This is a genomic window from Salinicoccus sp. Marseille-QA3875 (assembly GCF_054950095.1).
Window position 1 is genome coordinate 1,063,476 of the sequence record NZ_CM143103.1, and the last position, 26,344, is coordinate 1,089,819.

Annotated in this window: 23 protein-coding genes, 1 tRNA gene and 1 riboswitch; of the genes, 8 read left to right on the forward strand and 16 right to left on the reverse strand. The window is 44.5% G+C overall.

All coding sequences use genetic code 11. From position 1 onward, the window contains the following. Nucleotides 1–7: 7 nt before the first annotated feature. The 3 genes from ACY8DT_RS05505 to ACY8DT_RS05515 form a co-directional block, all read right to left on the reverse strand. On the reverse strand, nt 8–901 hold the full coding sequence (locus tag ACY8DT_RS05505) for a sensor histidine kinase (protein ID WP_462421918.1): 894 nt from the start codon (nt 899–901) through the stop codon (nt 8–10). A gap of 95 nt (nt 902–996) precedes the next feature. Further along, nucleotides 997–1,671, reverse strand: coding sequence for a response regulator transcription factor (locus ACY8DT_RS05510; RefSeq protein ID WP_462421919.1), 675 nt, complete (start codon nt 1,669–1,671; stop codon nt 997–999). Between the two features lie 108 nt (nt 1,672–1,779). Beyond that, nucleotides 1,780–2,484 carry a GAP family protein gene (locus ACY8DT_RS05515; protein ID WP_462421920.1) on the reverse strand — a complete coding sequence of 235 codons (705 nt, stop codon included), beginning with the start codon at nt 2,482–2,484 and terminating at the stop codon, nt 1,780–1,782. A gap of 79 nt (nt 2,485–2,563) precedes the next feature. Here ACY8DT_RS05515 and ACY8DT_RS05520 point away from each other — a divergent pair, with 79 nt between their 5' ends. Next, on the forward strand, nt 2,564–3,163 hold the full coding sequence (locus ACY8DT_RS05520; RefSeq protein WP_462421921.1) for a TetR/AcrR family transcriptional regulator: 600 nt from the start codon (nt 2,564–2,566) through the stop codon (nt 3,161–3,163). Nucleotides 3,164–3,204: 41 nt separating this feature from the next. Continuing rightward, nucleotides 3,205–3,277: transfer RNA gene (locus ACY8DT_RS05525), tRNA-Ala, on the forward strand. A 105-nt stretch (nt 3,278–3,382) separates the two neighbouring features. Here the strand turns inward: ACY8DT_RS05525 and ACY8DT_RS05530 are convergent. The 3 genes from ACY8DT_RS05530 to ACY8DT_RS05540 all read right to left on the reverse strand — a co-directional run bounded on the left by ACY8DT_RS05530 (nt 3,383) and on the right by ACY8DT_RS05540 (nt 5,375). Further along, nucleotides 3,383–4,069, reverse strand: coding sequence for a phosphoribosylaminoimidazolesuccinocarboxamide synthase (locus ACY8DT_RS05530; protein WP_462421922.1), 687 nt, complete (start codon nt 4,067–4,069; stop codon nt 3,383–3,385). Nucleotides 4,070–4,240: 171 nt separating this feature from the next. Continuing rightward, nucleotides 4,241–4,858, reverse strand: coding sequence for a GNAT family N-acetyltransferase (locus ACY8DT_RS05535; protein WP_462421923.1), 618 nt, complete (start codon nt 4,856–4,858; stop codon nt 4,241–4,243). Between the two features lie 94 nt (nt 4,859–4,952). Beyond that, nucleotides 4,953–5,375, reverse strand: a complete 423-nt coding sequence (locus tag ACY8DT_RS05540; protein ID WP_462421924.1) for a hypothetical protein — start codon at nt 5,373–5,375, stop codon at nt 4,953–4,955. 208 nt (nt 5,376–5,583) lie between these two features. Here ACY8DT_RS05540 and ACY8DT_RS05545 point away from each other — a divergent pair, with 208 nt between their 5' ends. After that, nucleotides 5,584–5,982, forward strand: coding sequence for a nuclear transport factor 2 family protein (locus ACY8DT_RS05545; protein ID WP_462421925.1), 399 nt, complete (start codon nt 5,584–5,586; stop codon nt 5,980–5,982). 290 nt (nt 5,983–6,272) lie between these two features. Here the strand turns inward: ACY8DT_RS05545 and ade are convergent, their stop codons facing one another. Further along, on the reverse strand, nt 6,273–8,093 hold the full coding sequence (gene ade / locus ACY8DT_RS05550) for an adenine deaminase (protein WP_462421926.1): 1,821 nt from the start codon (nt 8,091–8,093) through the stop codon (nt 6,273–6,275). A gap of 294 nt (nt 8,094–8,387) precedes the next feature. On the opposite strand from ade, the gene ACY8DT_RS05555 reads away from it, so the two are divergent. Both ACY8DT_RS05555 and ACY8DT_RS05560 read left to right on the forward strand, forming a co-directional pair. Beyond that, nucleotides 8,388–9,380 carry an NAD(P)/FAD-dependent oxidoreductase gene (locus ACY8DT_RS05555; RefSeq protein ID WP_462421927.1) on the forward strand — a complete coding sequence of 331 codons (993 nt, stop codon included), beginning with the start codon at nt 8,388–8,390 and terminating at the stop codon, nt 9,378–9,380. 54 nt (nt 9,381–9,434) lie between these two features. Then, nucleotides 9,435–9,920: a DUF1189 family protein gene (locus ACY8DT_RS05560; protein WP_462421928.1), complete on the forward strand. Its 486-nt coding sequence runs from the start codon at nt 9,435–9,437 to the stop codon at nt 9,918–9,920. Between the two features lie 341 nt (nt 9,921–10,261). Here the strand turns inward: ACY8DT_RS05560 and ACY8DT_RS05565 are convergent, their stop codons facing one another. Then, complete coding sequence (locus tag ACY8DT_RS05565) at nt 10,262–11,773, reverse strand: FAD-dependent monooxygenase (RefSeq protein ID WP_462421929.1); 1,512 nt, start codon at nt 11,771–11,773, stop codon at nt 10,262–10,264. A gap of 301 nt (nt 11,774–12,074) precedes the next feature. Between ACY8DT_RS05565 and ACY8DT_RS05570 the strand changes: the two genes are divergently transcribed. Beyond that, nucleotides 12,075–12,866, forward strand: a complete 792-nt coding sequence (locus ACY8DT_RS05570; RefSeq protein WP_462421930.1) for a gluconate 2-dehydrogenase subunit 3 family protein — start codon at nt 12,075–12,077, stop codon at nt 12,864–12,866. Then, complete coding sequence (locus ACY8DT_RS05575) at nt 12,867–14,624, forward strand: GMC family oxidoreductase (protein WP_462421931.1); 1,758 nt, start codon at nt 12,867–12,869, stop codon at nt 14,622–14,624. 70 nt (nt 14,625–14,694) lie between these two features. Here the strand turns inward: ACY8DT_RS05575 and ACY8DT_RS05580 are convergent, their stop codons facing one another. The 8 genes from ACY8DT_RS05580 to ACY8DT_RS05615 form a co-directional block, all read right to left on the reverse strand. Next, nucleotides 14,695–15,186: a peptide-methionine (S)-S-oxide reductase gene (locus ACY8DT_RS05580; RefSeq protein WP_462421932.1), complete on the reverse strand. Its 492-nt coding sequence runs from the start codon at nt 15,184–15,186 to the stop codon at nt 14,695–14,697. A 122-nt stretch (nt 15,187–15,308) separates the two neighbouring features. Next, nucleotides 15,309–16,994, reverse strand: a complete 1,686-nt coding sequence (acsA, locus tag ACY8DT_RS05585; protein WP_462421933.1) for an acetate--CoA ligase — start codon at nt 16,992–16,994, stop codon at nt 15,309–15,311. A 39-nt stretch (nt 16,995–17,033) separates the two neighbouring features. Beyond that, entirely contained in the window at nt 17,034–18,830 is a 1,797-nt protein-coding gene (locus ACY8DT_RS05590) for a PLP-dependent aspartate aminotransferase family protein (protein ID WP_462421934.1), read from the reverse strand. A 72-nt stretch (nt 18,831–18,902) separates the two neighbouring features. Beyond that, nucleotides 18,903–19,013: riboswitch (SAM riboswitch) on the reverse strand. A gap of 215 nt (nt 19,014–19,228) precedes the next feature. Further along, the gene (locus ACY8DT_RS05595) at nt 19,229–20,641 is read right to left on the reverse strand and encodes a YfcC family protein (RefSeq protein ID WP_462421935.1); all 1,413 of its coding nucleotides are present in this window, start codon (nt 20,639–20,641) and stop codon (nt 19,229–19,231) included. 368 nt (nt 20,642–21,009) lie between these two features. Then, a complete protein-coding gene (locus ACY8DT_RS05600) occupies nt 21,010–21,852 on the reverse strand; it encodes a class II fructose-bisphosphate aldolase (protein ID WP_462421936.1) in 843 nt (280 codons plus the stop codon). A 36-nt stretch (nt 21,853–21,888) separates the two neighbouring features. Beyond that, nucleotides 21,889–23,214 (reverse strand): GntP family permease, encoded by a 1,326-nt coding sequence (locus ACY8DT_RS05605; protein ID WP_462421937.1) that lies wholly within the window; start codon nt 23,212–23,214, stop codon nt 21,889–21,891. Nucleotides 23,215–23,219: 5 nt separating this feature from the next. Continuing rightward, complete coding sequence (locus ACY8DT_RS05610; RefSeq protein ID WP_462421938.1) at nt 23,220–24,602, reverse strand: four-carbon acid sugar kinase family protein; 1,383 nt, start codon at nt 24,600–24,602, stop codon at nt 23,220–23,222. Nucleotides 24,603–24,611: 9 nt separating this feature from the next. Continuing rightward, nucleotides 24,612–25,487: an NAD(P)-binding domain-containing protein gene (locus tag ACY8DT_RS05615; protein ID WP_462421939.1), complete on the reverse strand. Its 876-nt coding sequence runs from the start codon at nt 25,485–25,487 to the stop codon at nt 24,612–24,614. Between the two features lie 114 nt (nt 25,488–25,601). On the opposite strand from ACY8DT_RS05615, the gene ACY8DT_RS05620 reads away from it, so the two are divergent. Next, a complete protein-coding gene (locus ACY8DT_RS05620) occupies nt 25,602–26,195 on the forward strand; it encodes a GntR family transcriptional regulator (RefSeq protein ID WP_462421940.1) in 594 nt (197 codons plus the stop codon). The last annotated feature ends 149 nt before the right edge of the window (nt 26,196–26,344 follow it).

Here is a 26,344-nt window from a genome sequence, read left to right on the forward strand (position 1 = left end):
AAACCGGTCATTGCTCTTTCATATTTAAATATAGAAATGGATCATCATCCTTTGAAAAGTGAACAGTAAATTCGGTATAAGATCCAACTTCAGATGAACAAGTAATATGATGACCCAGCTTATTTGATAATTGCTGAGCGAGATATAGCCCCATCCCTGTCGACTTGGAATATATTCTGCCCGCTTCACCGGTAAAGCCGCGATTAAATATTTTGGGCAGCTCCTGGGAGTGAATCCCTATCCCATTATCACGAATAGTCAGCTGCTTGTCACTGTGTGTTTCTGAAGTATCTATAAATATGTCCCCGCCTTCATCTGTGTACTTTAAACTGTTGGTTAAAAGTTGATCCACTATGAATTTCAACCATTTGGAATCACTTTGCACATCCATGGAACCTTCTGCCATATGGATTTGAATCCTTTTCGATATAAAGGTTTTGGAATGGTCTTTCACAGTATCTTTCACAATGTTCGTCACATCAAAATTTTCTATATCATAATCCTGGTTAAAACTGTCCAACTTGGCATAATAGAGGGCCTGATCCACATAGTTTTCAATTCTCTTCGTCTCTTCCCTTAAACTGTCTGCATCAATATCGGTCTGCTGCAGCAGATGAAGAATAGCAATCGGTGTTTTAATTTCATGAAACCAGGATACTATAAAGTCATAATGCTCTTTTTGTTTATCCTGCATTGCATTCATTTCACGAATATGCTCTGTTATCATATCATCCATCAATTGCATCATATGCTCTGCCTCCATGGAGAATCTTTCGTTTGATTCATCATCGATGGAACGGATTGACCTTAAATTCTGCTGATAGCGTATCACCAAAAAACCGGCCAGCAGAATTATAAATAAAACAAACGCATACAGGACAGTTCCCCAGGCAATATTCATATTGGTATCTACTAAAAATACTGCGGTAATCAACATGAAAACGATTAAACAGAAATATATATAAATTTTTTCATATTGCAAAAATCGAAAAAATTTCATTCGATAATATACCCCATTCCTTTACGTGTAACGATGAAATCATTCAGTCCGAGCCTTGTCACTTTCCGGCGCAGACGATTCACATTTACAGTCAAAGTATTGTCATCAACAAATTGTTCATCGTTCCACAACACCTGCATCAACTCATCCCGTGAGACAATTTTTCCGATATTACGCATCAGCAGCTGTAAAATAATGAATTCATTGCGCGTCAGTTCTACACTCTCTTCTTTATATCCAATCACAGAATTACTTACATTCAACTTTAAATCTTTATGAATGATTTGTTTCGTTTCCTCATCCTGATATGAATAATTTCTTCTAATCAACGCTTTAACTTTGGCTGCAAGAATATCCAGATCAAAAGGCTTTTGGACAAAGTCATCTCCACCCATGTTGATGGCCATAATGATATCCATATTTTCATTTCTGGAAGACAGAAAAATAATCGGTACGTTGGAGATGCTGCGAATCTGCTGGCACCAATAAAATCCATCCAACACCGGCAAGTTAATATCCAGTAAGACCAGATGTGGCCCAGTGTGCTGAAAATCTTCCAGCACCTGGTCGAACGCCGTCACCTCAACCACTTCATACTTCCATTTTTGCAGCACACCGGATACAATGCTTCTTATTTTTTCATCATCTTCTACAATCATAATTTTATACATGACATCACTCCCTTTCTCAGTCATGTTTAAACGTGCTGTCAGGATATTTTATATCATTATTATAACTCACAGGGCAATTGCAATACCTGTAATAAACCCTTCTTGAATTTAGTGGGGGAAAAGAGAATTCAAGACGACATTCAGTCCAATAGAAAAGAATATTCCGCCTGCACCGCCGATTGCCCATAGATGAGCATTAGATCGTATTAATCTGCCCTTTAAATTTTGTAAAGTGACTTCAGATTTCTTTGGGCGCCTTTTGTAAACTATAATCAGCAAAATGGAAGGGATAACCATCAGAATATTGTAGAATACAAGAGTAGGCACCCACAAGCCAATTGAAAAATCATTATAAGTCATCAATCCCAGAAATGCCCAATAAGGAAATGCCTGAGTGACTTCCATCAGGAAAATAAAAACTGCCATAAAAATTACTGTTTTTACATTGAGTTCATCACCTATTTTATTAAATATTTTCATATAAATATTTGTATTGTCTTTAGAAATACGCGGTATTATGAAACTGGCGATGATCATCAATATACCTGTACCTAAAAATGCAATTCCCATAAAAATACTCCCACCAGCTGCAGTAATCAATTCAACAACCGATTCATTTCCACTCATAAAGATTATACCTAAAAGATAGTATGCCCCTTGCGTCAGCACAAGAAAAAGTATCAGCCTTCTGATTTTATTCCCGGACTTCAAAAGCATGATATAAGCAGTTGCTCCAAGAATACCCGGCGCAATAGTATCTATAATTGCACAGATTAAAAATATACCAAACAAAGTTACAAGACCGAATTCCAATCTATCCCTCCCATTAACAATACGATTGACTTTTAAAGAATATTACATTACAATTGCATTGTCAAGGAGAGTGGATATAGTGCCTAAATTAGTAAATCATGAAGAAAGAAAATCTCTGATTGCAGATGCGGTCTTTAAATTAGTACAGGAAATAGGATTTGAAAAATTGACAATAAGAAAGATCGCACAAGAATCTGAACTGACTCTTGGTGGTGTTCAATACTATTTCTCCAACCAGCAGCAGTTATATATATATGCTATGGAGACCCTGCTTAATAGAACTGAAGAAAGAATTTATGATTCAGTGAAAAAAGGAGATGATCCATTAGATGGTGTTACGCAAATGTTGAAGCAGTTAATACCATCAGGTCCTGATGACCAGAAAATGGAAATTGAAGCCTGGCTGCAATTTGCCATCATGGCCAGAAAAGACAGGAAACTAAATGATTTTAATAAGAAGATAAGAAATTCAACTGAGCAGCTTATGCATCATATCATTTCAATATTGACTGAAAATGCACTGTTCAGAGATGACCTTGATACAAATGAAGAAGCAAAAAACCTTTATGTATTTATAGATGGTGTCACAATCCAATCAATACTTTATCCTTACTTATTTGGTGAGGAAGAAATAGATGCGCATATTAAAAATTATTTGAGAAAAATAACTATTGAGTAAAAACTGAATATGGCTTACAATATATCTTATGTGATGAATATGGGGCCATAGCTCAGCTGGGAGAGCGTTGCGCTGGCAGTGCAAAGGTCAGGGGTTCGAACCCCCTTGGCTCCATCATATAAGAACTAAATCCCCTGGAACTTCTGTTCCAGGGGATTTTTCTGATTACCGCGCTATCCTGCACCGCCACAGTTTCGTATGCTGCTTTAAATGGCTGGTTTAATTATTAAGTAAATGTTCACCGATTTTTAAAGGGTCGACAGATTCCCCGTCTTTGAATACGCGCATATTGCCGCCGGACAGTTCATCAATCAGCTGTACTTCGCCCGTTTCTGCATCCCGGCCGAATTCCAGTTTGATATCGTACAGATCCATTCCTTTCTGCGCGAGCTCATCTTTGATCAATTCGCTGACACGTACCGTCAGATCTGAAACTGCCTTATATTCATCCGGCTTTAAAATATTTAAAGCTTCAAGCGCTGCTTCGTTGATTACCGGATCTCCCCGCTCATCATCTTTCAACGTCATTTCCACATAGGCCGGCAAATCCGCACCTTCTTCAATGTAATCTCCGTAACGCCGGATAAAACTGCCGACAGCTTTAAAGCGGCAGATGACTTCCAAACCTTCTCCGAACACGGTTATTTTCTTCACCTTCATCGTACGCGCTTCAACATCCGAATCAATATAGTGCGTCGGGATACCGGCTGCATTGATTTTTTCAAAAAGATAACTGCTCATCTGAAGCCCCGCCCTGCCGGAACCTTCAACCGTCAGTCCCACCTGGTTTTCACCCGGGTCGAACACACCGTCTTTCCCTGTCATATCATCTTTGAAATAAAGTACGATCCCACCGTTTTCATCCTGATACACATCTTTTGTTTTGCCTTTATAAACCAGTTCCATATAGACACCTCATAAGTTAAGTTACTTATCATTATAATCCTCTTGAATAAAAATAGAAAATATTATCAAGATTTTCATTCATCTTTTACAGCAAATTATTCCTGTTTATATATCATCCACTTATCGTTATTTTTCTCGGCTCTTAATTCTGTGATGGTCATGCTTAAATGTTTATTGCTTTTTTTCATATTTTAAAGATACGATGTTATTAATGCCACTTTTCCTGGCCGCTTTATGAGACATGGGCTTTCTTCTGTACTCTTCAAATCCCATTTTTTCATATAATCTCATTGCTGGTCTGTTCGTATCCGCAACTTCATCAATGACATAGTCTTCGTATGGTGTATTCTCGATGATATGACGGATAAGCTGTGATGCAGCACCCTGCCCACGGAATGTTGATGCTGTACCAACAAATTCAATCGATCCAGTATGTAAAGGAATATTTTCAGATGGGGTTTCAAATTCTTTTTTCAAAGCGATTCCTGCTATACTCCCTTTAAAGAAACCCAAGTGCTTTCTCAATTCTTTTTTATTTAATTTGACTGCTTGGCTTTTCGAGTCTGTACAGGCTGCCACAGCGGCAACTTCCTCATCTCTAACAGCAACATAAAACTGATCCAGAATGAACATATGAGCAAATGCCTTTGCGATAACATTTTTATCTTTTGAAAAATAGCCGAGCCACTGTGTGAAGCCGTCGGCAAGGATGTTGCCCATCTGTGTTCTTACATCAAGTTCTGTTTGGTCCGCTTTGATTATATTAAATTTAAAGTTCTCTTTTTTCATAGCAATACAGGCACTCCTTTGTGAACAAGTATGCTTTCATTGTAAAATACAAAGTTAAAAAAGACACTCCATTTCAGAGTGTCTTTCCTCTGTACTATTGAGATGCAGTACTTTTGTGTATCCAATGCATACTGACATCTTTATGGTTCAAATCTTTTTCATAAGTCAATATTACGCCGTTGCCATTATCCGCATCAGCGACTGACTGTGCTCTCGTCTCTTCCATTGCCGATGCAATCGCAGGCGGCAGTTCCATTACTTTAAATACGCCCGGAAGCAGTCCTGCTACATCAGCAAGTTCACCGTTCATATCTGCCGTATTTTGAATTTCCGCCGCTTTATCTGTTGTTTCACATGAATTTAAATAGACGTGTTTAATCATTGTTGCACCGTCCTGATCCTCTACTACTTTGTTTACACCGTTACACGATGATGCCTCAATGCTCTGGTTACCCGCTATAGTTCCCAAGCCTAACGCAAGCGCTAATACCATCACTACTTTAAATAGATTTTTCATAAAATGAAATCTCCTTTCATTGTAGTATATTCAGAAGATTCCACTCTCACATTAAACTAAACGTGAAATCACAATTTTACATTACAGCAATGGTTTATAAAACCGGTAGAAGGCTTTGTATCAATACTTAGAGTCATATCAGAAATTTCTATGAAAACTCTTCTGGTTTCAGTTTGAAATTGAATAAAATTATATTTCATGGTAATGTTTGGATAATTTAAACTTCATATATAAAGGGGATTATAATATCTTAAAAAAAGATGCTGCCATTCTACTTTCGACAGGGAAATTTCACGAGGGTTATTCAAGTTTATCGGATGATGTGAGATGGAATATCATAGATGAAAAGACACTGAGTGGAATTGATGAAGTCGAGACATATTTTAAGTCTGTCGGAGAATATTTTCAAAGTGTAACGACTGACTTTAAAGTAAACGAAGTCATTGAAACCGAGGACAAAGTAGTGGTTATCGGTACGGGAGAATTTTACAGAGATGACGCGCTCATCAATGTGATTGAAGCGTGCGATGTATACATATTTGAAAATAATAAAGTGACTGATCTTAAATCTTACTGCATTCCGCTGAAAAATATTGGCTTAAAGTGAGTGAGCCTGCGAAAAAGTAAAACTGCTCACTTGGCTTCGAAAATCACGACAGGTGAGCAGCAAAAATGTAAACCTGCTCACTTGGCTTCGAAAATTACGACAGGTGAGCAATTGAACGGGGCTGGGACAAAAGCCACAATAGATGATAATCAAGAAATCCGTACATTTTACTCCTAGGGGGGAGCATCTGCGCAAGACTACAGGCTTGCGCGATGCCCCAGGAAAGAAAACGTACGGATTTTTATTTTGAGAATAGTTCTGTCCCAGCCCAGTTTTTTTCAATCCATCTGTCATTCCACAAATAGCGGTGAGATTTCAAAACCGCTGTCAGTAATTCGGACGAGCCCTTTATCGGACAGTCTGATTTCAGGAATTACGACCAATGCAAGCAGTGACAATGTCATAAAAGCATAGTTTAAATTACATCCCGCCTGCTGCAGTGATCTCGAGATATTTCGGGACTGGTCGGCCACTTCTTCATATGGTGCGTCCGACATCAGGCCCGCAACCCGGAGCGGCATTTCACTTTTACCGGAGTCGCTTACGACCGCAACCCCGCCCTGCATCTCTACAACTTGATTGGCCGCTTCCGCCATCTTCTCCCGATCATTGCCGATCACCATCAAGTTATGGCTGTCATGTGCCACAGTGGAAGCGATTGCCGCCGGCTCTTTAAATCCGACGCCTTTTAAGATGCCGAAACCCTGGTTGCCGTTTTTTCCATGGCGCTCTATTACTGTCATATGGCACAGGTCATCTTTGAGCTGCAGTTCACCGTCTTTACTGTCCATGCTGACATGCCGCTCTTTAGTTCCCACCTGATTTTCAATCAGCTGGATGGCCCGGACCGTATGCCGGCTTTCTCCTTCAGGCACTGCCGTTTTAAAATCTTCAGCCGTGAACTTTTTTGTAATATGCACAGAGTGTGTCGCTTTTTCAGACAGTGGATATTCCGGAACATCTACAATCATTTCGCCGTCTTCTGCAACCACCTGTCCAGCAGCAATTGTCGTCTTCACATCGATTTCTGCAAGCGTACCTTCAAGAATCACAATATCTGCAAATCTTCCCGGGGCGATGATCCCGACATCATTACTCAATCCAAAACGTTCAGCTGTGTTGATTGTTGCCATCTGTATCGCAGTGATCGGCGGCACGCCCTGCTCGATTGCGTGCCGGATGACAAAGTCCATATGTCCTTCATCGATCAGAGACTCCGGACTGCGGTCATCCGTTACCAGCATCATCCGTCTTGTATCCAGCCCCTGTTCTGTAAAAGCTTTGATCGGCTCTTCCACATCCAGCCATGCAGAACCTCTGCGCAGCTTGGCATACATGCCGAGTCTTATGCGTGCTGTGACATCATCGGCTGTTGTGATTTCATGATCACCGCTGATACCCGCTGCTGTATAGGCTGAAAGTCTTTTCCCTTCTTTTGAAGACCATGTATAATGACCGTCTGCGACTTTCCCGTGGCTGAGCGTCGTCTCAAGTATGGACATCATTTTATCGTCACCGTAAACCACGCCAGGGAAATTCATCACTTCACCCAGCGCATTCACATCTTCACCCCATGAAAAAGCTTCTGACACTTCATTCGGACCGATTTCGGCACCGTTCGTTTCAAACTCGGCACTCGTTGAAGGCACGGATGACGGTACCTGCATATAAGATGCCATCGGTGTCAGACGGGCTTCTTCCAGCATATATCTAAGCCCTCCCAGTCCGAGCACATTCGTTATTTCATGCGCGTCGAAGAAACCGCCCGTCGTCCCTTTCGGCATCACCGCTCTTGAAAACTGGGCGGGCGTGAGCTGCGTGCTTTCAATATGACAGTGGCCGTCTAAAAACCCGGGACATACGTAACGGTTTTCAGCATCAATCACCTTGGTGTCCTCCCCGATGGTGTGGGAAGCATCATTTCCTACATAGGCGATGCGTGCGTCTTTAACTGCGATATCAGTATCCGGCAAAATTTCATTGGAGATGACATTGATCAGCTTCGCGTTCTTTATTACCAGAGTTGCATGATCATCTCCGCGTGCAGTTGCAGCAAGCGATCTTATGGATTCAGCCTGGGGCCGGCGGGGAAATTTCTCTTCATTCTTCATGTTTTATCTGCTCCTTGTCCTTTGAATGGTCACCCTTTTAAATCATCTTAACATCATTGGCTGCAGGTGATAAAAATAACACCCTGCTGGCATAAAATAATTTGAAGATGTAAAATGTTTTAAGAAGCTTCAAACGTAAAGGATGCAGTGCCCATCTGTTATAATCTAGTATGGGAATAAGGTGTTTATTCATAACAGCTTTCAAATTTCGGAAGCCAGCGTTTTTTGGGTTCATAGTCCAATATACATACACCTTAAAAAAGTGCATCAACTACTCATTGGAGGCGTTTAAACATGAATGATCATTCAACAGAAGTTTATGATATAACGATAATAGGCGGCGGTCCTGCCGGGCTGTTCGCAGCTTTCTACGGAGGCATGCGCGAGGCAAAAGTGAAAATTATCGAGAGTATGCCGCAGCTCGGCGGCCAGCTTTCGGCGCTCTATCCGGAGAAATATATATATGATGTGGCAGGTTTTCCTAAAATCCGTGCACAGGAGCTTGTCGATAACCTTACAGAGCAGATGCAGATGTTCGAGCAGACCGTCGTTCTTGATCAGTCTGTAAAAAATCTCGAGAAACTGGAAGATGAGACATTCAGAATTGAAACCGATGATGACATCCACCTTTCACGGACGGTTCTCATCACTGCCGGCGTCGGTGCGTTCCAACCGAGGAAACTTAAGATTGAAAAGGCTGAACAGTACGAAGGCAAAAATCTTCACTATTTTGTCGATGATATAAAATCTTTCAAAAATAAAAATGTTCTCATATGCGGCGGCGGGGACTCCGCTGTCGACTGGGCACTGACGCTTGCAGATGATGCGAACGTGACGCTGACGCACCGCAGGGATAAATTCAGGGCGCATGAGCACAGCGTGTCCGAATTGCGCGAGTCAGCCGTTGATATCCACTCTTCATATGAAGTGGCCGAACTCATCGGTGACGGCCACAGAATCAGGCAGACCGTCCTGCAGGAAGTGAAAGGCACCGGGCAGAAAGTCATTGATGTCGACGATGTCATCGTCAACTACGGATTCATCTCATCGCTCGGCCCCGTCAAAGATTGGGGTATCGATGTGGAAAGAAACTCTATACTTGTCAATACCCGTATGGAAACGAACATTCCCGGAATCTACGCAGCGGGAGACGTCACATCATTTGACGGCAAGGTCAAGCTGATCGCGACCGGCTTCGGAGAAGTGCCGACGGCAATAAGCAATATGAAAGCCTATATGGACCCGGATGCCCGTCTTCAGCCGAAACACAGTACAGATATGTTCTAACTTAAAAATAATTGATGTATATTTAATCAGATACAATAACGGAGGCGTCACTGCATGGGCATTCTGCATGTCTTAAAACTTAGTCTGATGGCACCGGCCAGGCGGGCTGTCTTTCAATTGAACCGTGTAAAAACAAAACAGTTTTTCAGTTATATCTTTTTCCTTCTCCTGCTCGTCCTGCTGCCGAACGGCATCCGGCTTGTTGCCGATTCTGTAAACAGCGGCGGGTTCGCTCAGGAGTATCTGATCATTTTAATTTTATACCCGTCCCTTGTCATACTTTTTGGGATTCTCGGCATATCACTGCTCGCTTCGCTTGGCCTGTTCTTCAGATGGGTGACGGAGAGGAAGCTGGTTTATCCTCTTTTATGGAGAATGACCGTCTATGCATTAACTTATCCTGTAATCATCTTCACCATTTTGGATCTGCTTGATATGACAAGCACTCTCATCAATGGATTACTGCTGGTTGTGTTTGTACTTATATTCTTCGGGATGATTCTGGTATATCCGAGGGCAAGGAAGAAGGCTGAAGATTAACAGAGCATGTTCCATATATGGAGCATGCTCTCTTTACTTTCATTTTTAAATTTTATCTTCCAGGCTCGACATGAATTTCGCAGGATTGTCGGTACGTCTTTAGTCACTACCGATCCGGCAACATCGTGCGATTCCTGCATCTCGTTTCGTACGACATACTCTGAACCCGGCAACATCGTGCGATTCCTGTATCCTATTTCGTACGACATACTCTGAACCCGGCAACATCGTGCGATTCCTGTATGCCATTTCGTACGACATACTCTGAACCCGGCAACATCGTGCGATTCCTGTATCCCGTTTCGCACCACACCCACCGCTCTACAAAGGTTCCATCCGTTTTAGCGACTACCCAAACTTTGAATTTGGTGTTCATCAATCATGTTTTTAACAACCTCTGTGTTTTCCGTATCTGCGGCAGCGGATACATGCCCGTCCGGCCGGACGAGGTACAGCGAATCTTCCTTGATTCCTTTATCTTTCAAGGAATTGTCCCACGGCAGGTCAAAAAGCTGAAGTCCGGATTCTCTCACCAGTGCTTCAACGTCACTGTTCACTTCACCGTAAACATGGATCTGCCAGTCGAGCGTCCTGAGCGGCCTGTAGTTGTTCACTTCACCGCGGCGGATCCAGGGCAGCCGGTCCCCGCCTTTTACATCACCTGCTTCTCCTGTGCTCAGATTGCTGTCGTGATAATTGATCTGAATCTGGGAAATCGTTTCAAACAGCCGCTCCCTCATATAGTTGAACTTCAGGAGACGCGGAATAAAGACCGGCACCACAAAATTTCTGAGTCGCTGTTTGTCGACCATGAACTTGAACAGCCGGTCAGTCGTATTTACGAGTGTGCGGGCAAATTTAATTCTTTCAGATTCATACGTATCAAGGACAGACTCACTCATCTTCCCTTTCAACACCGCACTCAGTTTCCATCCAAGATTGATTGCATCACCGATACCGGTGTTCATCCCCTGCCCGCCGGCAGGACTGTGAATATGACCGGCATCACCGACTATGAAGACACGCCCTGTCCTGAATTTTTCAGCTACACGGTGATGAGAACGGTATGAAGAATACCAGTTCACTTTCTTCAACTTGACCGGCAGAATGCTTTCAGCATGAGATATCATCCCGGAAAACTCCGCCGGTGCTTCCCCGCCTTCCTTGAATTTTTCGGGTATCAGCCCGATCAGTCTCACCTGGTCCATCGTTCTGATCGGGAATCCGATACAGAAATATTCATCTTGGAAACCGATGGACGGCCCTTCAAGCACTGTGTCACTTTCCACATCCGCTACAAAGAATGTCTGTTTATATGTGCCGCCTGAAAAATCGATATCCAGTGCTTTTCTTACAGTACTCGATGCACCGTCACACCCGCATATATATGAAAAACTCTTTGTCACTGTTCCGCTTTCCGTTTCTATGACAGCCTCCACTGAATCTCCATCATCCCGAAAACTCTTCAATTCCTGATTCCACTGCACCTTATGCCCGGAAGATTCCAGTTCATTCACCAGAATGTTCTCATGAACATCTTGAGGCAGAATCAGAACATAGGGGAACGCACTCATTTCCCGTCCCAGCTGTCCGATGGGAATACAGGCCAGATGGTTTTTATTTTTGAAGAAATTGATTTTGTTGACAATGATACCGTTGACCACAATCTTATCGGCAATGCCCAGCTGCTCATACAGCTCCAGCGTTCTTGCCTGGACAGCCATGGCACGTGACGTCGTCCCCGGCCCGGCATCCTTGTCGATGATGGTAAACGGGATACCCTGCCTGCTTAAAGATATCGCAAGAGCGATTCCACTCGGGCCTGCGCCGGCTATCAATACTTCCTTCTCCATATAATGCACCTCCATTACAAAAAGTCCCAGTTGATTCACTATACCCTTTAAAGACAATGTTAATATAGTGAAAATCTTACTCTATCCATCCTTTTTCAGCATAAAACTCCTGTTGTTGGGGAACAGTTCAGTATGCACAGCAGCAAAATCCTATTACTGAAGTTATGTGTTGACAGAATGAAGACAAGCATTCAATTTCAGCAATATTTAATTTTGACAATTCTGTGAATTCCCTATAAACTTCATATAAAGTGAATATTCTTTACCTTACTTCATATAAAGGTTACAGGAGGGGATTACAGTGGCTGATCAAGATAAAAATGGAAAAGAAAAAGTGTTTTCAAGACGGGATTTCCTTAAGACTTCCGGTGTAGCAGCGGGCGGTATCGTCGGCGGTGCAATGTTCGGAGGCGTCGTAGGCAGCCTGTATCAATCTGAAGAAGGCACACAGACAGCTGAACCGGGAACTGATACAGAAAGTTCATTGACACACGGAGAACCGCTGGATGATGCGCGTACTTACTTCAGCAGGCGTGAAGATTTTGACACTCTGGCACTTGCGACTGAAAGAATCTATCCTGAGGATGATAACGGACCCGGCGCCATGGAGCTCGGAGTGCCTTATTTCATAGACAGACAGTGCAATGAATTCTGGGGCAGAAATGCCAGAGAATATATGATGGGGCCTTTCGACCATACAGGCGCAGAAACTCACGGTATCCAGTCAAAGCTTACCCGCGCTGAAGTATTACTCGCCGGAGTACGGCGCATGCTGGAAATCAGCCGGGAAGAACATGATGATGATTTTGCAAATCTGGATGAAGATCAGCAGATTTCAATTATGGAAAGTTTCGAGTCGGGTGATGTGGAAATAACAGGGGTCCGTTCCGAAGATTTCTTCGCACTTTTAAGAAGTATGACGATTCAGGGCGTATACTCAGACCCAGTATACGGTGGCAATAGAGGCTACGAAGGCTGGAGAATGATAGAGTTTCCCGGACCGCGCATGGGCTGGACAAACGAAATTGAATCCGAAGATTTCCAGGTGATAGAACCTGAAGGATTACGCACTTATCAAGGAGGGGGAATGTAAATGCCTGAAGAACTGGATAGTGTTGAAGTTGTTGTCGTCGGTACCGGCTGGGCCGGCGGTGTCGTCAGTGCAGAACTCGCAAAAGCGGGCAAAAATGTCGTCGCACTTGAAAAAGGTGATGAAAAAGTCCGCAGTGACTATATCGGTGTCAAAGACGAACTGCGCTTTGATAACCGCTATGATATCATGCAAAACTTGAAAGGCGATACAGTGACCTCAAGAAATGAAATAGATGACACGGCCCTGCCGATCAGATCGCCGCAGACGATGCAGATCGGTATAGATACAGGCGGGGCCAGTGTGCACTGGGCCGGGGCGACTTACCGTTATTGGCCGTATGAATTTGAAATGCGCAGCCAGACGATTGAGCGTTACGGTGAAGATAAGATTCCTGATGAAATGAACCTGCAGGATTGGGGCATTACATATGAAGAGATGGAGCCCTATTATGAACTTTGGGAAGATACAGCAGGCATCGGGGGCGAGCAGGATCCGCTTGCCCCGGAACGCAACAAACCGTGGCCGAACCCGCCAATGATTGAAACGCCGTCATTAAGATTATTTAAAGATGCAGCAAGCAACCTGGGGCTGCATCCATATCAGCTTGCTGCAGGCAACATGACGGAAAACTATGAGAACCCGGACGGGGAATCTTTGAATGCATGTATGTACTGTTCCTACTGTACAAGACACGGTTGTGACTTTGACGCAAAGTCCGACCCGATTGCAACGGTAGTCAAAACGGCAAACCGTCACGATAACTTTGAACTGAGACACAGAGCAAATGTACGCAGAGTGTTATATGACGAAGATGATAACCGTGCCACAGGCGTATTGTATGTAGATGAAAACACCGGCCAGGAATATGAACAGCCGGCAGATGTCGTTGTTCTGGCAGCATTTTCATTTTCAAATAACCGTCTGCTCATGTTATCGGATATCGGTGAACAATACGATCCGGAAACAGAAGAAGGTACACTCGGCCGTAACTTCAACGGGCAGTACAACCACGCATTCCACGGAGCTACAGGATTTTTTGAAAACGAGAAATTCAACCTTTATATGGGGGCTGGTGCGCTTGGTGCAACGTTGAGCGACTACGCAGCGGATAACTTCGACCATACTGATCTGGACTTTATTGGCGGCGGCGCCATCGAACTCAGACAATACGGCTTTGCTGCGATATCAAGCAGCAACAACGTACCGGAAGGTACACCGGGCTGGGGTAAAGAGTATAAAGACCAGTCCCTGCATTATGCGTACCGTACACTGACAATCTGGTACACGGCGAATGCAATGTCCTACTCTCATAACTATGTAGACCTGGACCCGAATTACACCGATGAATACGGTGATCCTTTACTCCGCGTAACATACAAATTTGGTGACAACGAAAGAAACATCGCAGCGTTCGGTATTGAAAGATGCACTGAAATCATGGAAGAAATGGGCGCCGACATCGTCGAACCCGGTTCAGTACCCGACGAATTCAACCACAGCTACACCGGCGGCCACTATACAGGCGGCGTCGTAATGGGTGACGATCCTGAAACTTCGGTGGTCAACAGCTACCTGCAGATGTGGGATGTCGACAACCTGTTCGTCGTCGGCGGTTCAGCATTCCCGCAGCACGGCGGACACCACCCGACACCGACAATCGGTGCTCTCGCCTACCGTGCGGCAGAAGGCATCCAGATGTATATGGATGAAGTGGAAGGACAGCTTGTCCAGGCGAACAACAGAAGAAACAGAGTATAATCTGCTTCATCAAAAATTTAATATATTATTAATCAAGAAGAAAATATCTTCAGAAGTAAAAGATGTGTATCTACATGTCTTTTACTTTTTTATTTGCATACCTGCCTAACATTTCTTTCGGAATATGGCAGTAATCATCCGGATATTTGGTTAATCTGTCCTGATGCTCTTCAGCACTTTCCACATAATTTTTAAGTGGTAATACTTCTACAGCAATGAGGTTGTAATCCTTTCTCCTGCGAAGAAATGCTTCCGTCCTCTTTAAATGTTCCAGATTTTCGCTGTATATTCCCGTCCTGTATTTTTCACCGACATCCTGACCCTGCTTATTTATGCTGTATGGATCAATTATTTCAAATAAATATGTCACCATGTCTTCTATTGAGACAGCGTCCGGATTGAACTCTGTTTTTACGCACTCTGCATAACCGTCGTAGTCCCCTTCAGTCGTGTGACCTGTTCCATTCGCTCTGCCGGCCTCCGTAGACTGGACCCCGGGCAGAGTTTTTATGAATGCCTGGACACCCCATAAGCATCCGCCTGCCAAATATACTGTCTCCATGTAGTTTCACTCCTATATATTTTTCTTACTCCAATTGTACAATATTATTGAATTCCAGCTCACTTTAAAAAAGTCCTGAAAATAAAATACTCTTCCCATAAAAATACGGGAAGAGTTCTTTATTATCCAATATTGCCTGCAGCTGCCTTTTCAATTTCCATCTGCTTCAATTCTCGGCGCAGTATTTTACCGCTGATGGTCGTTTTCGGCAGCTCGCCCATCACTTCAATTTCCTTTGGTGCAAGGTGTGCTGCGAGATTGTTCCTGACGAATATCCGGATTTCCTCCAGAAGTTCAGGGGTCTGTTCAAACCCTTTTCTCAAAACGATGAATGCTTTGACGATTTCTCCACGTACTTCGTCAGGTTTCCCGATGACGCCCGCTTCCTGTATCGCTTCATGTTCGATGAGTTTGCTCTCCACTTCAAACGGTCCGATCCTCTCGCCTGAAGAATTGATCATGTCATCATCCCTGCTCTGGAAGAACACGTAATCGTCTTTATCTTGATAAGCGAGATCTCCGGACAGATACCAGCCTTCATATTTGAAGTAGGAATCGAATTTATCTTTGTTGCCCCAAATCTCTTTCATCAGGCCCGGCCACGGTGTCTTTACCGCAAGTTGCCCGGCAGTGCCTCTCGGTACAACCTTTCCATCGTCATCCAATATGCCGACTTCGACACCCGGGAACGGCCGTCCCATCGAACCCGGTTTTATTTTCTCTCCCGGCAGATTGACGACTAGATGTGCACCCGTCTCAGTCATCCACCATGTATCATGGATTCTGACGCCGAGCGCGTCCCATGCCCAGTAGATGACTTCAGGGTTCAGCGGCTCGCCGACACTGAGTATATGTCTGAGTGAGGATAGATCATAATCTTTCAGAACGTCGCCCTGTGACAGAAGCATTCTGAACGCTGTCGGTGCACTGTACCAGATCGTGACACCGAGTTCTGCAATCAGTTTGTACCAGTGCTCGGCTTTGAAACGGCCGCCCTGGATGACGATTGTTGCACGGTTCAGCCAAGGCGCAAACAGTCCGTACACACTCCCCGTCACCCAGCCGGGGTGGGAGGTGCACCAGTAGACATCATCATCTTTGATGTCCAAAACCCATTTTCCCGACTGATATTGATGCGTAATCACGCGGTGAGCGTGCAGTACGCCTTTCGGCTTGCCGGTGGATCCGCTCGTGTAGTGGATCAACATGCTGTCTTCCGGGTCCATCCATTCCACGTATTCCTCTCCGTTATCGAAGAAAGGTTCCGCTTCAATATCTTCAGCAAAAAGAATCGTTTCAAGTGTCGGAATGTCTGCCTGCGGCACACGGCACACCATTTCCTTATCCGTAATGAGCAGCGTTCCGCCGCAGTCATTTATCCTGTCCCTCACCGCATCTTCCATGAACGCTTCGAATAAAGGTCCGGCCACCGCGCCGATTTTTATCACTGAAAGAATCGCAATATAGCATTCCGGTGTTTTCGGCAGAAAGACAAACACTCTGTCTCCTTTGACCACACCGTTCTTTTTTAATATTCGTGCGTAGTGATCCGTCTTATCTTTCACTTCTTTAAACGTATAGCTGATTCTTTCATCGCCGTTTACATAATGCAGTGCCGTTTTACTGCCGTAGCCGTCATCCACATGCCTGTCGATTGTTTCGTAGGCGATATTCAATTTGCCGGTTTCGATAAAACTCAAATCCGTCCCGGCATCTTCCCATTTAAAGTTCCTCCTCATTTCTGAATAGTCAGGGAGGTTATAGTCTCCCGGCAACGGTTCAATGATTTCCAACTGATTCAAAGTCATGATTAAAACTCCTTTTCCGGGATTTTATTAATCTACAGATTAAATTTCACACGCATAAGTTGAGATTGTACCGCGCAGACGCTGTGCCTCTTTATATGTGCAGCGGTTATGCACGACCTGCAGCCCGCCGTCTTTTGCGATATCTGCAGCTTTCGGCGAAATGACACCTTCCTGAAGCCAGAAGACTTTCGGCTTCACTTCAAGCGCTTCTTCTGCAATACCGATCGCAGCTTCAGGGCTTCTGAACACCTGGACGACATCAATCTGTTCAGGCACGCTTTTCAGATCCGGATATGCTTTTTCTCCGAGTATTTCCGTCTCTCCTGGATTGACCGGAATGATCTTATAGCCGAGTCTCTGCATCTTCCTTGCCAGACGGTAGCTCGGTCTCGCTTCTTTGCCGCTCAGTCCGACAACCGCAAGTGTTTTCCGGCGTGTCGTCTCCTGACCGTCTTCAGCCACTTTCTCTGTCGGTGAATTCAATATCCATTTGATGACGCCTTCATCATTGATGACGATTTCTTCATCTTCACCCGTATCAATGCCTGTCGCCTTCGTGAGCGCTTGATTCAGGTCATTTTGAATGTCTCTTACAGATTCAATACCGACGGACAGGCGGACAAGCTCTTCGTATACACCCGTTTCTTCCAGTTGTTCTTTTGTCAGCTGCTGATGTGTCGTTGAAGCCGGATGGATGATCAGTGATTTCGCATCCCCCACGTTCGCCACATGTGACCAGAGTGCTACATTGTCTATCAGCTTTTTACCTGCAGATTTGCCGCCCTTGATACCGAAAGTGATGATCGATCCGAAGCCGTTCTTAAATGTTCTTTTCGCAATTTCATGTGATGGATGGCTTTTCAGTCCAGGGTATGTCACCCACTCGACCGCCGGATGATCAGATAGGAAACGAGCCAGCTTTTCTGCATTTTCATTATGCCTTTCCACACGTACATGCAGTGTTTCCAGCCCCTGTATCAGATGGAAAGCGTTTGTCGGGCTGAGCGTCGCTCCAAAGTCACGCAGCAGCTGGACACGGATTTTAGTGCTGAACGCCAGCGTCCCGAAGTCCGATGCATAACGGATGCCGTTGTAACTCGAGTCCGGCTCTGTAAATTCAGGGAATTTCTCCAGATTCCAGTTGAAACGGCCGCCGTCGACAACGACACCGCCGATCGATGTACCGTGCCCGCCGATCCACTTTGTCGCTGAATGGACGACTATGTCCGCACCAAGCTTGATCGGTTTACATGTATGCGGTGTTGCGAAAGTATTATCGACAATTAAAGGCACATCCGCCGCGTGAGAAATGGCAGCAACCGCTTCGATATCCAGCACCTGCAGACCCGGATTGCCGATCGTTTCACCGAACACCGCTTTTGTCTTATCCGTAATGGCATTTTTAAAGTTTTCAGGATCCGTCGGGTCGACGAATTTCACATTGATGCCGTATCTGGGCAGGGTGACCGCAAAAAGATTATATGTACCGCCGTAAAGATTCGCACCGGCAACAATTTCGTCCCCTGCACTCGCGAGATTCAGAATGGACAGTGTAATCGCAGACATCCCTGAAGAAGTCGCAACAGCCGCCACCCCTTCCTCAAGCAGTGCCATACGCTTTTCAAACACCTCTACCGTCGGGTTGCCGATGCGGGAGTATATATTACCCGGCTCATCCAGCGAGAATAAGCTTTCTGCATGATCCGTATCGTGGAATACGTATGAAGTCGTCTGATAGATTGGTACAGCTCTTGACCCCGTCGTCGGGTCCGGTGCCTGACCGCCGTGCAATGATAAAGTTTCCAGATCATAAGTTGAATTGTGTTCGTTTGACATGTCCATTCCTCCAAGTTTGAATATGATTTAAAAAAGCACTCTTCTTAAAATATAAGAAGAGTGCTTTTCCTCCTCTTATCTTCCAGGAATAAAATCCTGCTGGAATTAGCACCTTTTCAAGCAAATCTGCCTAATGGTTGCCGGGCGTCAAAGGGCCAGTCCCTCTGCCTCTCTAGATAAGTCGAATCAATATTTCTTTAATGCATATTACAATACTATGATTAGCAAGCTTTGTCAAAGTGTTTTTTAAATATTTTGTTTAGAAAGAGAATTTAGATAACTTAAAGGAGATTTAAACGTTCTGAAAAATTTTATTCGCCAAAAAAAGACCACCGCGGACGGCAGTCTTATGATTGAAGGCTTCCGGACTTTGATTTCCCTGAAACTTAAACTTCATATTAAAATATGAACAAGTGGGCAACTGTTACAAAAACAGCGGCCAGAGCGTATTGGATCAATATGAGCGGCCACACCCAGCGTATCCACTTAACCCATGAAATACCTGCAGCAGCAAGCCCCGCCATGAAGTAACCTGATGTCGGTGTAACAATGTTAGAAATACCGTCACCAAATTGGAATGCAAGCACTGCTGTCTGTCTTGCCACACCGACCAGATCTGAAAGAGGCACCATGATCGGCATCGTCAGTGCTGCCTGTCCGCTCCCTGACGGAACGATGAAGTTGATCAATGACTGCACGATGAACATGCCGATGGCGGTCAGACCTGCCGGCAGCGCACCCACTGCATTTGACATCGAATAAAGAAGCGTATCAATGATATTTCCATCTGCCATCACAGCCTGTATGCCGTATGCAAAACCGACAACAAGAGCGCCGAGAACGATCAGCTGACACCCTTTGACAAAGTTTTCAGCGATAGCATTAACCCGCATACCGGATATTAGACCCATGAGGACACCCATGACCAGGAACAGCGCGGCGATCTCTGTAATATACCAGCCATGCTGGACGACACCATAGGCCAGTGTGACGATGGTCACTAAAAGCACACCGATGACGATTTTTTGTCTTCCTGTCAAGTGCTCCCGTTCCTGTTCTTCCAAAGTTTCTCTTTTTTCCTTATCTTCTTGATACATCAGGCTCTTCGTCGGATCTTTCTTGATTTTCCTTGCATAAATCATTACATATGCAATTGCAACGGCGACAAAAATCGCCCAGAAAATCAATCGTGTAAAGAACCCGGAGTAGATTGGCAGTTCTGCGATGCCCTGAGCGACCCCGACGGTGAACGGGTTCATGAAAGCGGCTGAGAAACCTGCAGATGCACCGCATAGTACGATAGCCGCACCCAGCATGGAGTCGTATCCGAGGAACACGACAAGAGGCACGATGATCATGATATAAGGAATCGTTTCCTCCGCGAGCCCGAAAATGGCACCTCCGATTGCAAACAATGTCATCAATACCGGAATAAGTAATATTTCGTTCCCTTTCATCTTATGCGCAACCGTGTTCATACCACTTTCGAGAGCACCGGTCGCCCTGAAAATACCGAATGCACCACCGATGATGAATATAAAGAATATGATCGGAGCAGCATCCACCATTCCCACGTGCACGGCCTGGAATATATCAAAGGCGCCTGCAGGATTCGCCTCAACCGCACTGTAGGACCCGTCCACGACAACTTCCTGACCGTCCACTTCGGCTCGTTCATACTCTCCTGTCGGAACAAAATAAGTGGCTGCTGCAGCGATTATTATTAAAACAAACAGGATGATGTAAACATGAGGCACTTCAAACCTTCTCTTTCTCTTCGGTTTAATTTCATTTTCATCAGATTCAGACATGATTATCTCCCCTTTTATAAAATATTCCGGAGTCAGGCACATATTCAGGTTCTATGCATTTCCGGAATTTCCCCCTTGAAACTTTCAAATACAACACTCTCTGGCACGGCGATAAAATATATTGGGTGAAGCACCGCCATGCACTGGATGATATGCATAATCTTTCCGTCTGTTGAATAAAAGATTATACTATTTTCGTTGTTTTCACAAGCACATTCGCAGAATTTTCTGTGTATATAATATTTTCAGGACATTAATCATTCAACTGCCGGTTGATATCAACAGCATTATAAGGCGGGGCAGTCTCTAAAATTAGATGAAGAAGCCGGGGACATCCGTCCCCGGCTTCTTCATCTTCACTCCCATTGTTATTTCACTTGATTATAAGCACCTGTGCGTTTAAATATTGCTTCTATGACATCCGACATCGCCTCTTTGGCCGGATCCTGGATCTGCATCGGTGCATACACGCTGTCATCCGCATTCAATACTTTGCGGAGTGCATTGGACCACGCAATGTTGATTTCAGTATTATAGTTTATTTTAGCGTGTCCGTATGATATTGCCTTTTGCAGGTCTTCATCTGAAATACCGGAAGCACCATGCAGTGCGAAAGGCACCGATGTCTCTTCCCGCAGCTCTGCCATTTCATCAAACCCCAAATTCGGTTCGCCTTTATATCTGCCGTGGACGCTGCCGAGCGCCGGGGCGAGACAGTCCACTCCTGTTTCTTTGATAAGTTCGAGACATTCATTCAGATCCGCATACATCATCGTGCTTTCGACTCCGTCCTCAATGCCGCCGACACTGCCGACTTCCGCTTCCACCATCACTCCGCGCGGCTTCGCATAGTCCACCACCTGCTTTGTTTTGGCAATATTTTCTTCAATACTCATGGTGGAACCGTCGAACATCACTGAATCATAACCTGCATCCACTGCTTCAATACATCTTTCCACTGACTGCGAATGATCAAAATGAAGGATTGTCGGCACAGTGATTTTCAGCTCTTCCTTTAAATTGCGGTACATGCTGACGAAAAATTTAAAGCCGCCGAGTTTGTCGATGACTGCATCAGTCGTTGCGATGATGACCGGTGACTGACACTTTTCAGCTGTCTTTAAAGTCGTTTCCACCCAGAGTATTCCATTGGCATTGATCTGCGGAACTGCGTAATTATTTTTCATAGCATCTTTCAATATATTAACCATCAATATCACTCGATTTCTTTAATAATTTATATACTCTTATACCATCAATGTAACAAAATAAATCACATACACAACACCGAGTGCTGATAGACCGGCGATAAAACCGCCGAGCGACCATGCTTTCAAAGTCTGGGCAACCGTCAGTTGACCGAATCTGTTAACTACCCAGAACCCCGAGTCATTCGGCAGGGACAATCCGATTGCACCGGAACATATCGCGAGCGCAAGGAGCACCGGATGGACGCCGAGCTCAGCAATCTGCGGTCCGAGTATGCTTGACGTCGTAACGAGCGCCACCGTGGCTGAGCCGAGAGATGCCCTTAAAATCTGTGTGAAAATGAATGCAAGGAGAAGCACATGGATGTTGAATCCTGTCATCATCTCTATTAAATACTCTCCCATTCCACTCGCGTTGATTACCGCACCAAACGCACCGCCGGCACCTGTAACGAGCAGAATGCCGCCTGCATCAGCCATCGACTGTTTAAACTGATCATCGTAACTTTCGCTTATGTATGGTTTTAAAACAATCAGCGCTGTAATGACACTGATCAGAAGTGCGACGTTTTTATCTCCGATAAATGAGAACACTGTAGACACAGGTGAATCCGGAAGCAGCAGCTGGCTGATCGTGTTTCCTAAAATCAGTACGATCGGCAGTAACAGCAGACCGAACGACAGGCTGTATGAAATCTGCTTTTTATAGACCGGTTCTTCTTCAACCTCTTCCATCTTCTCAAGATCCGACTGGTTATGTCCGATTCTTTTCCCGATGAACATACCATAGCCATAACCGCCGACAAGTGTTGCTATGGTTGCGACAAAAAGCCCTGCAACCAGAAAGATTCCCAGATCAACACCTATATTTTCAGCAACAACGAGCGGTCCGGGTGTAGGTATGATCATGCTGTGGGACACGATCAGACCGACTGCGAGCGCTGTAACAAATGTAATTCTCGGTAAATTCGTTTTACGCGTCACACTGCCGATGACTTTATTTAAAATAACGAATGCGGCATCGAAGAAAACCGGGATGGACACAACCGTTCCTGTCATCGCAATCCCGATGGGAGATTTCTTGATTCCTGTAACTCTCAAGATTCCTTCGGCGATTCTCTCTACCGCTCCGGATTTCGCCAGGAACTGTCCAAAGACGATTCCAAGCCCGATCAGAATACCGACGCCGGCAAGCGTGCTTCCGAATCCTTCGGCAATGATCTGCGATGACTCCGCAATTGGCAGGCCGACAAGAAATGCAAGTCCGAATGCGGTCACCAGTAATGATATGAAAGGTTCAACTTTAAACTTCAATATTAAAATGAATAAAACAACTAATGCCAGCAGGAAATATAATAAAAGCATCCAGCTCACTCCTCATGACTGATTTTTTTGTAGACATCGTACAGCGTGTGATTCTCACCGACATTTCCCGGGAAAACGATATAAGGAATGTGCGGATATTTCGCATCTTCGTCTGTTTCCCAGACAGGTATCCCTTTTTCAGCCTGGCCCAGTACATAAGCCTTTTTAACTTTTATACCTTCTGTTGCCACGTCACTGGATGTAATGCCGCCTTTTGCGATGATGAACCCCGGCTTCACATCAAGTGTCGATACAATCTGCACCAGACTGTCTGAAATCGATTTGGATATTCTCAAACTCTCTTCTTTATCTTCCGTCCTGATCAGTCCGCGCGAAGTATAGACCACCACATCTTTACCGTCTGAAATCAATTTCGAGACTTCATCCCGCAGCGTATTCACATACTCGGTCAGCTGACTTTCTTCAATCACTTTCCGGATTGAAAACTCAATTTCATGAATATCCGAGTGCTCGGTCAGATGCTTCAGTTGCTTCGTCGTCTTATCGACATGGGAGCCGACAACGATGATGCCGCCATTCTCGTTATCCGGCTGGATGATTTCTTCCCTTGCAAGAATCTCCCCCGGTGTCTGGCAGATTGCTCTGACAAATGACGCAGCCGTTCTGAATATGAATTTTTTGTTGTGTGACTTAAGATATTCCATCATGACACCTGCGAAAAACTCCATGTCCCTGTTGTTCACTGCGTCCACGATGACCTGGTCGAATGCATTTAAACCGTCGAATATTTTAATCAGTGCATGAGTATCGCAGCTTCTGATCATATCCAATGGAATGTGCACGACGTTCTCCGACCGAACCTCACCGTCACTTTTTTCTTCAATATAGTCCTTTAAATGTTTTGAATTGAAACCGAATGTAGAATCATTTGAGAACTCACTTTCACTGACAGGGATGAATTCATCATTCTCTTCCAAATAATGAATACCTTCGTAAGTGTACCGGCCACCTTCAAAGAATGCCGGGATATAAAACACCGCATCAAAGCCTTCAGGACTGTTCTCATGAATGACTTTCGGCTCGTAATAATAATGTCCCCTCAAAGTCGAATCACCGCGGCTGATGATGATGAACGGTATTCCTTTTTCAGAAGAGACACGTTCTACCGTCTGGATGATTTTTTCATGCACAGCTTTCGTTTCAGCTTCAGACAATGCGCGTGAATTCGTCATGATGAAAAACATATTGTGATCGGCATCGAAACCGTCTTCTATATATTCCTTTTGCCAAGTTGTGTAGACGTTTAAATCTTTCACCGTCTGTGTGCCTGTCGGATCATCATCCAGGACGACCACTTTATAATTGAAGTCTTGGAAGTTCCGATTTTCAGGACAGTTCAATTGTGTTTCAATCACTTTTTTATCCAAATTCATCACCTACATATTATTGATTTTTTCGAAATATTTAATGATGCCTGAATGGTCATTGATTCCGTTGCCGGAAGCTTTTTCAGACTTGTAGATTTCCTTGACCATATTCGTCACGGGCAGTGTCAGATCCACTGAATCTGCTGCATCCGTCACATTTTTCAAATCTTTATAATTGATATTGATCGGACCGCCCGGAGAATAATCTTCTTCGATCATCTTAGGGAACTTCGCTTCCATTACGCTTGAACCTGCAAGCCCGCCGCCGATTGCATCATGCATCTTTTCCAGGTCGATATTGTACTTTTTGGCAAGCACCACCGCTTCAGATAACGCCGCGATGTTCACATTGACGATAATCTGATTGGCCAGCTTGACTGTGCTGCCCGCACCGATTCCACCCACTCTGACAATCGAGGCTGCCATCGGTGAAATCACTTCCTGTATGTATTCAAGGTCACTTTCATTACATCCCGCCATGACAGATAACTCACCGCTGATTGCGAGCGGTTCCCCGCCGCTGACAGGTGCATCCGCAAAACGGATCTCAAGACTCTTAAGCTTTTCACTGATGGCAATGGAATCATTCGGTCCGAGGGAACTCATATCAATGACCATCTGCCCCGGTGACAAGTATTCCGCGATACCGTTGGTTTCTGAAAATAAAACCGATTCCACAATCTGCGCATTCGGCAGCATGGTGATCACCACTTCAGATTTCGAAGCCATTTCCTGTAAAGAGTCCACTGATGATGCGCCGTATTCCACGACCCTTTCCACCGCTTCGACATTCACATCGTTGACAAACACTTCGTGCCCGTGCGCCACCAAGTTCTTAACCATCGGCCTTCCCATAATCCCGAGACCTATAAAACCTATTTTCATGTCCTCACTCCTGGTAAACGTTTTCATCTTTTATGTATTGTATACCATAGTTATTAAAATGTATACAATTTCGAAGATGAAATTAGTGTATAATGTTTGTTGAGGTGTTTATTAATGGAGAACCTTTCACTTTATGAGCAAATAAGAGAGGATATCTTGAACGGCGGTTTTGATAAAAAAGAGAAATTGACCGAATTAAAGCTCGCCAAAAGATATAATGTCAGCCGGACGCCGATCAGAACATGCCTCCAGCAGCTGGAGTCCGAATACCTGATCAAAGACGGCTATGTCTTCAGACCATCCATGGAGGATTACCGGTCTTTATTTGAAATGAGGATACTGATTGAAAAATACGCCGTGGAAAAAGCCATCCTGCTTTTTAACGATGAAGATATTAAAGTGTTGAGAGGATATATAGAAGCAGCGCGCAAAGGTGATGAGCAGGACACCATGCAGGCGAATAAAGACTTCCATAACAAAATCATCAGTGCTGTAAAAAATCCATACTTGTCCGAGTCGTACGAACGGTTGAATGCAGTTATCTATATGTTCAGTAAAGTCGTCGTGAGCAAAGAACGGCCGAAATTACTGGATGAACATGAGGAAATTGTCGATGCGATTAAAGAGAGGAATGAAGAAACAGCTCTTTTTAAAATCCAGGAGCATTTGGAGAGGGACTTGGAGTTTACGCTGTATTATCTGTTTTGATTCAAATCATATGATCCTTTAAAAAAACCGGCCGGAGACTACACTCCCGGCCGGTTTTCACTTGAAGTCATCTGCCGGTCGGCGTAATTGTTGTATCAGATTAGGGTCGATTATATAATATAATAGTGTGTCTGTTTAAAACAGACTGA

What these genes read in the sequence shown, in the direction of transcription:
- ACY8DT_RS05505 (WP_462421918.1), bottom strand. Translation starts at nt 901, where the DNA reads ATGAATATTGCCTGGGGAACTGTCCTGTATGCGTTTGTTTTATTTATA.
- ACY8DT_RS05510 (WP_462421919.1), bottom strand. Translation starts at nt 1,671, where the DNA reads ATGTATAAAATTATGATTGTAGAAGATGATGAAAAAATAAGAAGCATT.
- ACY8DT_RS05530 (WP_462421922.1), bottom strand. Translation starts at nt 4,069, where the DNA reads ATGGAACTGGTTTATAAAGGCAAAACAAAAGATGTGTATCAGGATGAA.
- ACY8DT_RS05535 (WP_462421923.1), bottom strand. Translation starts at nt 4,858, where the DNA reads ATGAAAAAAGAGAACTTTAAATTTAATATAATCAAAGCGGACCAAACA.
- ACY8DT_RS05540 (WP_462421924.1), bottom strand. Translation starts at nt 5,375, where the DNA reads ATGAAAAATCTATTTAAAGTAGTGATGGTATTAGCGCTTGCGTTAGGC.
- ade (WP_462421926.1), bottom strand. Translation starts at nt 8,093, where the DNA reads ATGAAGAATGAAGAGAAATTTCCCCGCCGGCCCCAGGCTGAATCCATA.
- ACY8DT_RS05555 (WP_462421927.1), top strand. Translation starts at nt 8,388, where the DNA reads ATGAATGATCATTCAACAGAAGTTTATGATATAACGATAATAGGCGGC.
- ACY8DT_RS05560 (WP_462421928.1), top strand. Translation starts at nt 9,435, where the DNA reads ATGGGCATTCTGCATGTCTTAAAACTTAGTCTGATGGCACCGGCCAGG.
- ACY8DT_RS05565 (WP_462421929.1), bottom strand. Translation starts at nt 11,773, where the DNA reads ATGGAGAAGGAAGTATTGATAGCCGGCGCAGGCCCGAGTGGAATCGCT.
- ACY8DT_RS05575 (WP_462421931.1), top strand. Translation starts at nt 12,867, where the DNA reads ATGCCTGAAGAACTGGATAGTGTTGAAGTTGTTGTCGTCGGTACCGGC.
- ACY8DT_RS05580 (WP_462421932.1), bottom strand. Translation starts at nt 15,186, where the DNA reads ATGGAGACAGTATATTTGGCAGGCGGATGCTTATGGGGTGTCCAGGCA.
- acsA (WP_462421933.1), bottom strand. Translation starts at nt 16,994, where the DNA reads ATGACTTTGAATCAGTTGGAAATCATTGAACCGTTGCCGGGAGACTAT.
- ACY8DT_RS05590 (WP_462421934.1), bottom strand. Translation starts at nt 18,830, where the DNA reads ATGTCAAACGAACACAATTCAACTTATGATCTGGAAACTTTATCATTG.
- ACY8DT_RS05595 (WP_462421935.1), bottom strand. Translation starts at nt 20,641, where the DNA reads ATGTCTGAATCTGATGAAAATGAAATTAAACCGAAGAGAAAGAGAAGG.
- ACY8DT_RS05600 (WP_462421936.1), bottom strand. Translation starts at nt 21,852, where the DNA reads ATGGTTAATATATTGAAAGATGCTATGAAAAATAATTACGCAGTTCCG.
- ACY8DT_RS05605 (WP_462421937.1), bottom strand. Translation starts at nt 23,214, where the DNA reads ATGCTTTTATTATATTTCCTGCTGGCATTAGTTGTTTTATTCATTTTA.
- ACY8DT_RS05615 (WP_462421939.1), bottom strand. Translation starts at nt 25,487, where the DNA reads ATGAAAATAGGTTTTATAGGTCTCGGGATTATGGGAAGGCCGATGGTT.
- ACY8DT_RS05620 (WP_462421940.1), top strand. Translation starts at nt 25,602, where the DNA reads ATGGAGAACCTTTCACTTTATGAGCAAATAAGAGAGGATATCTTGAAC.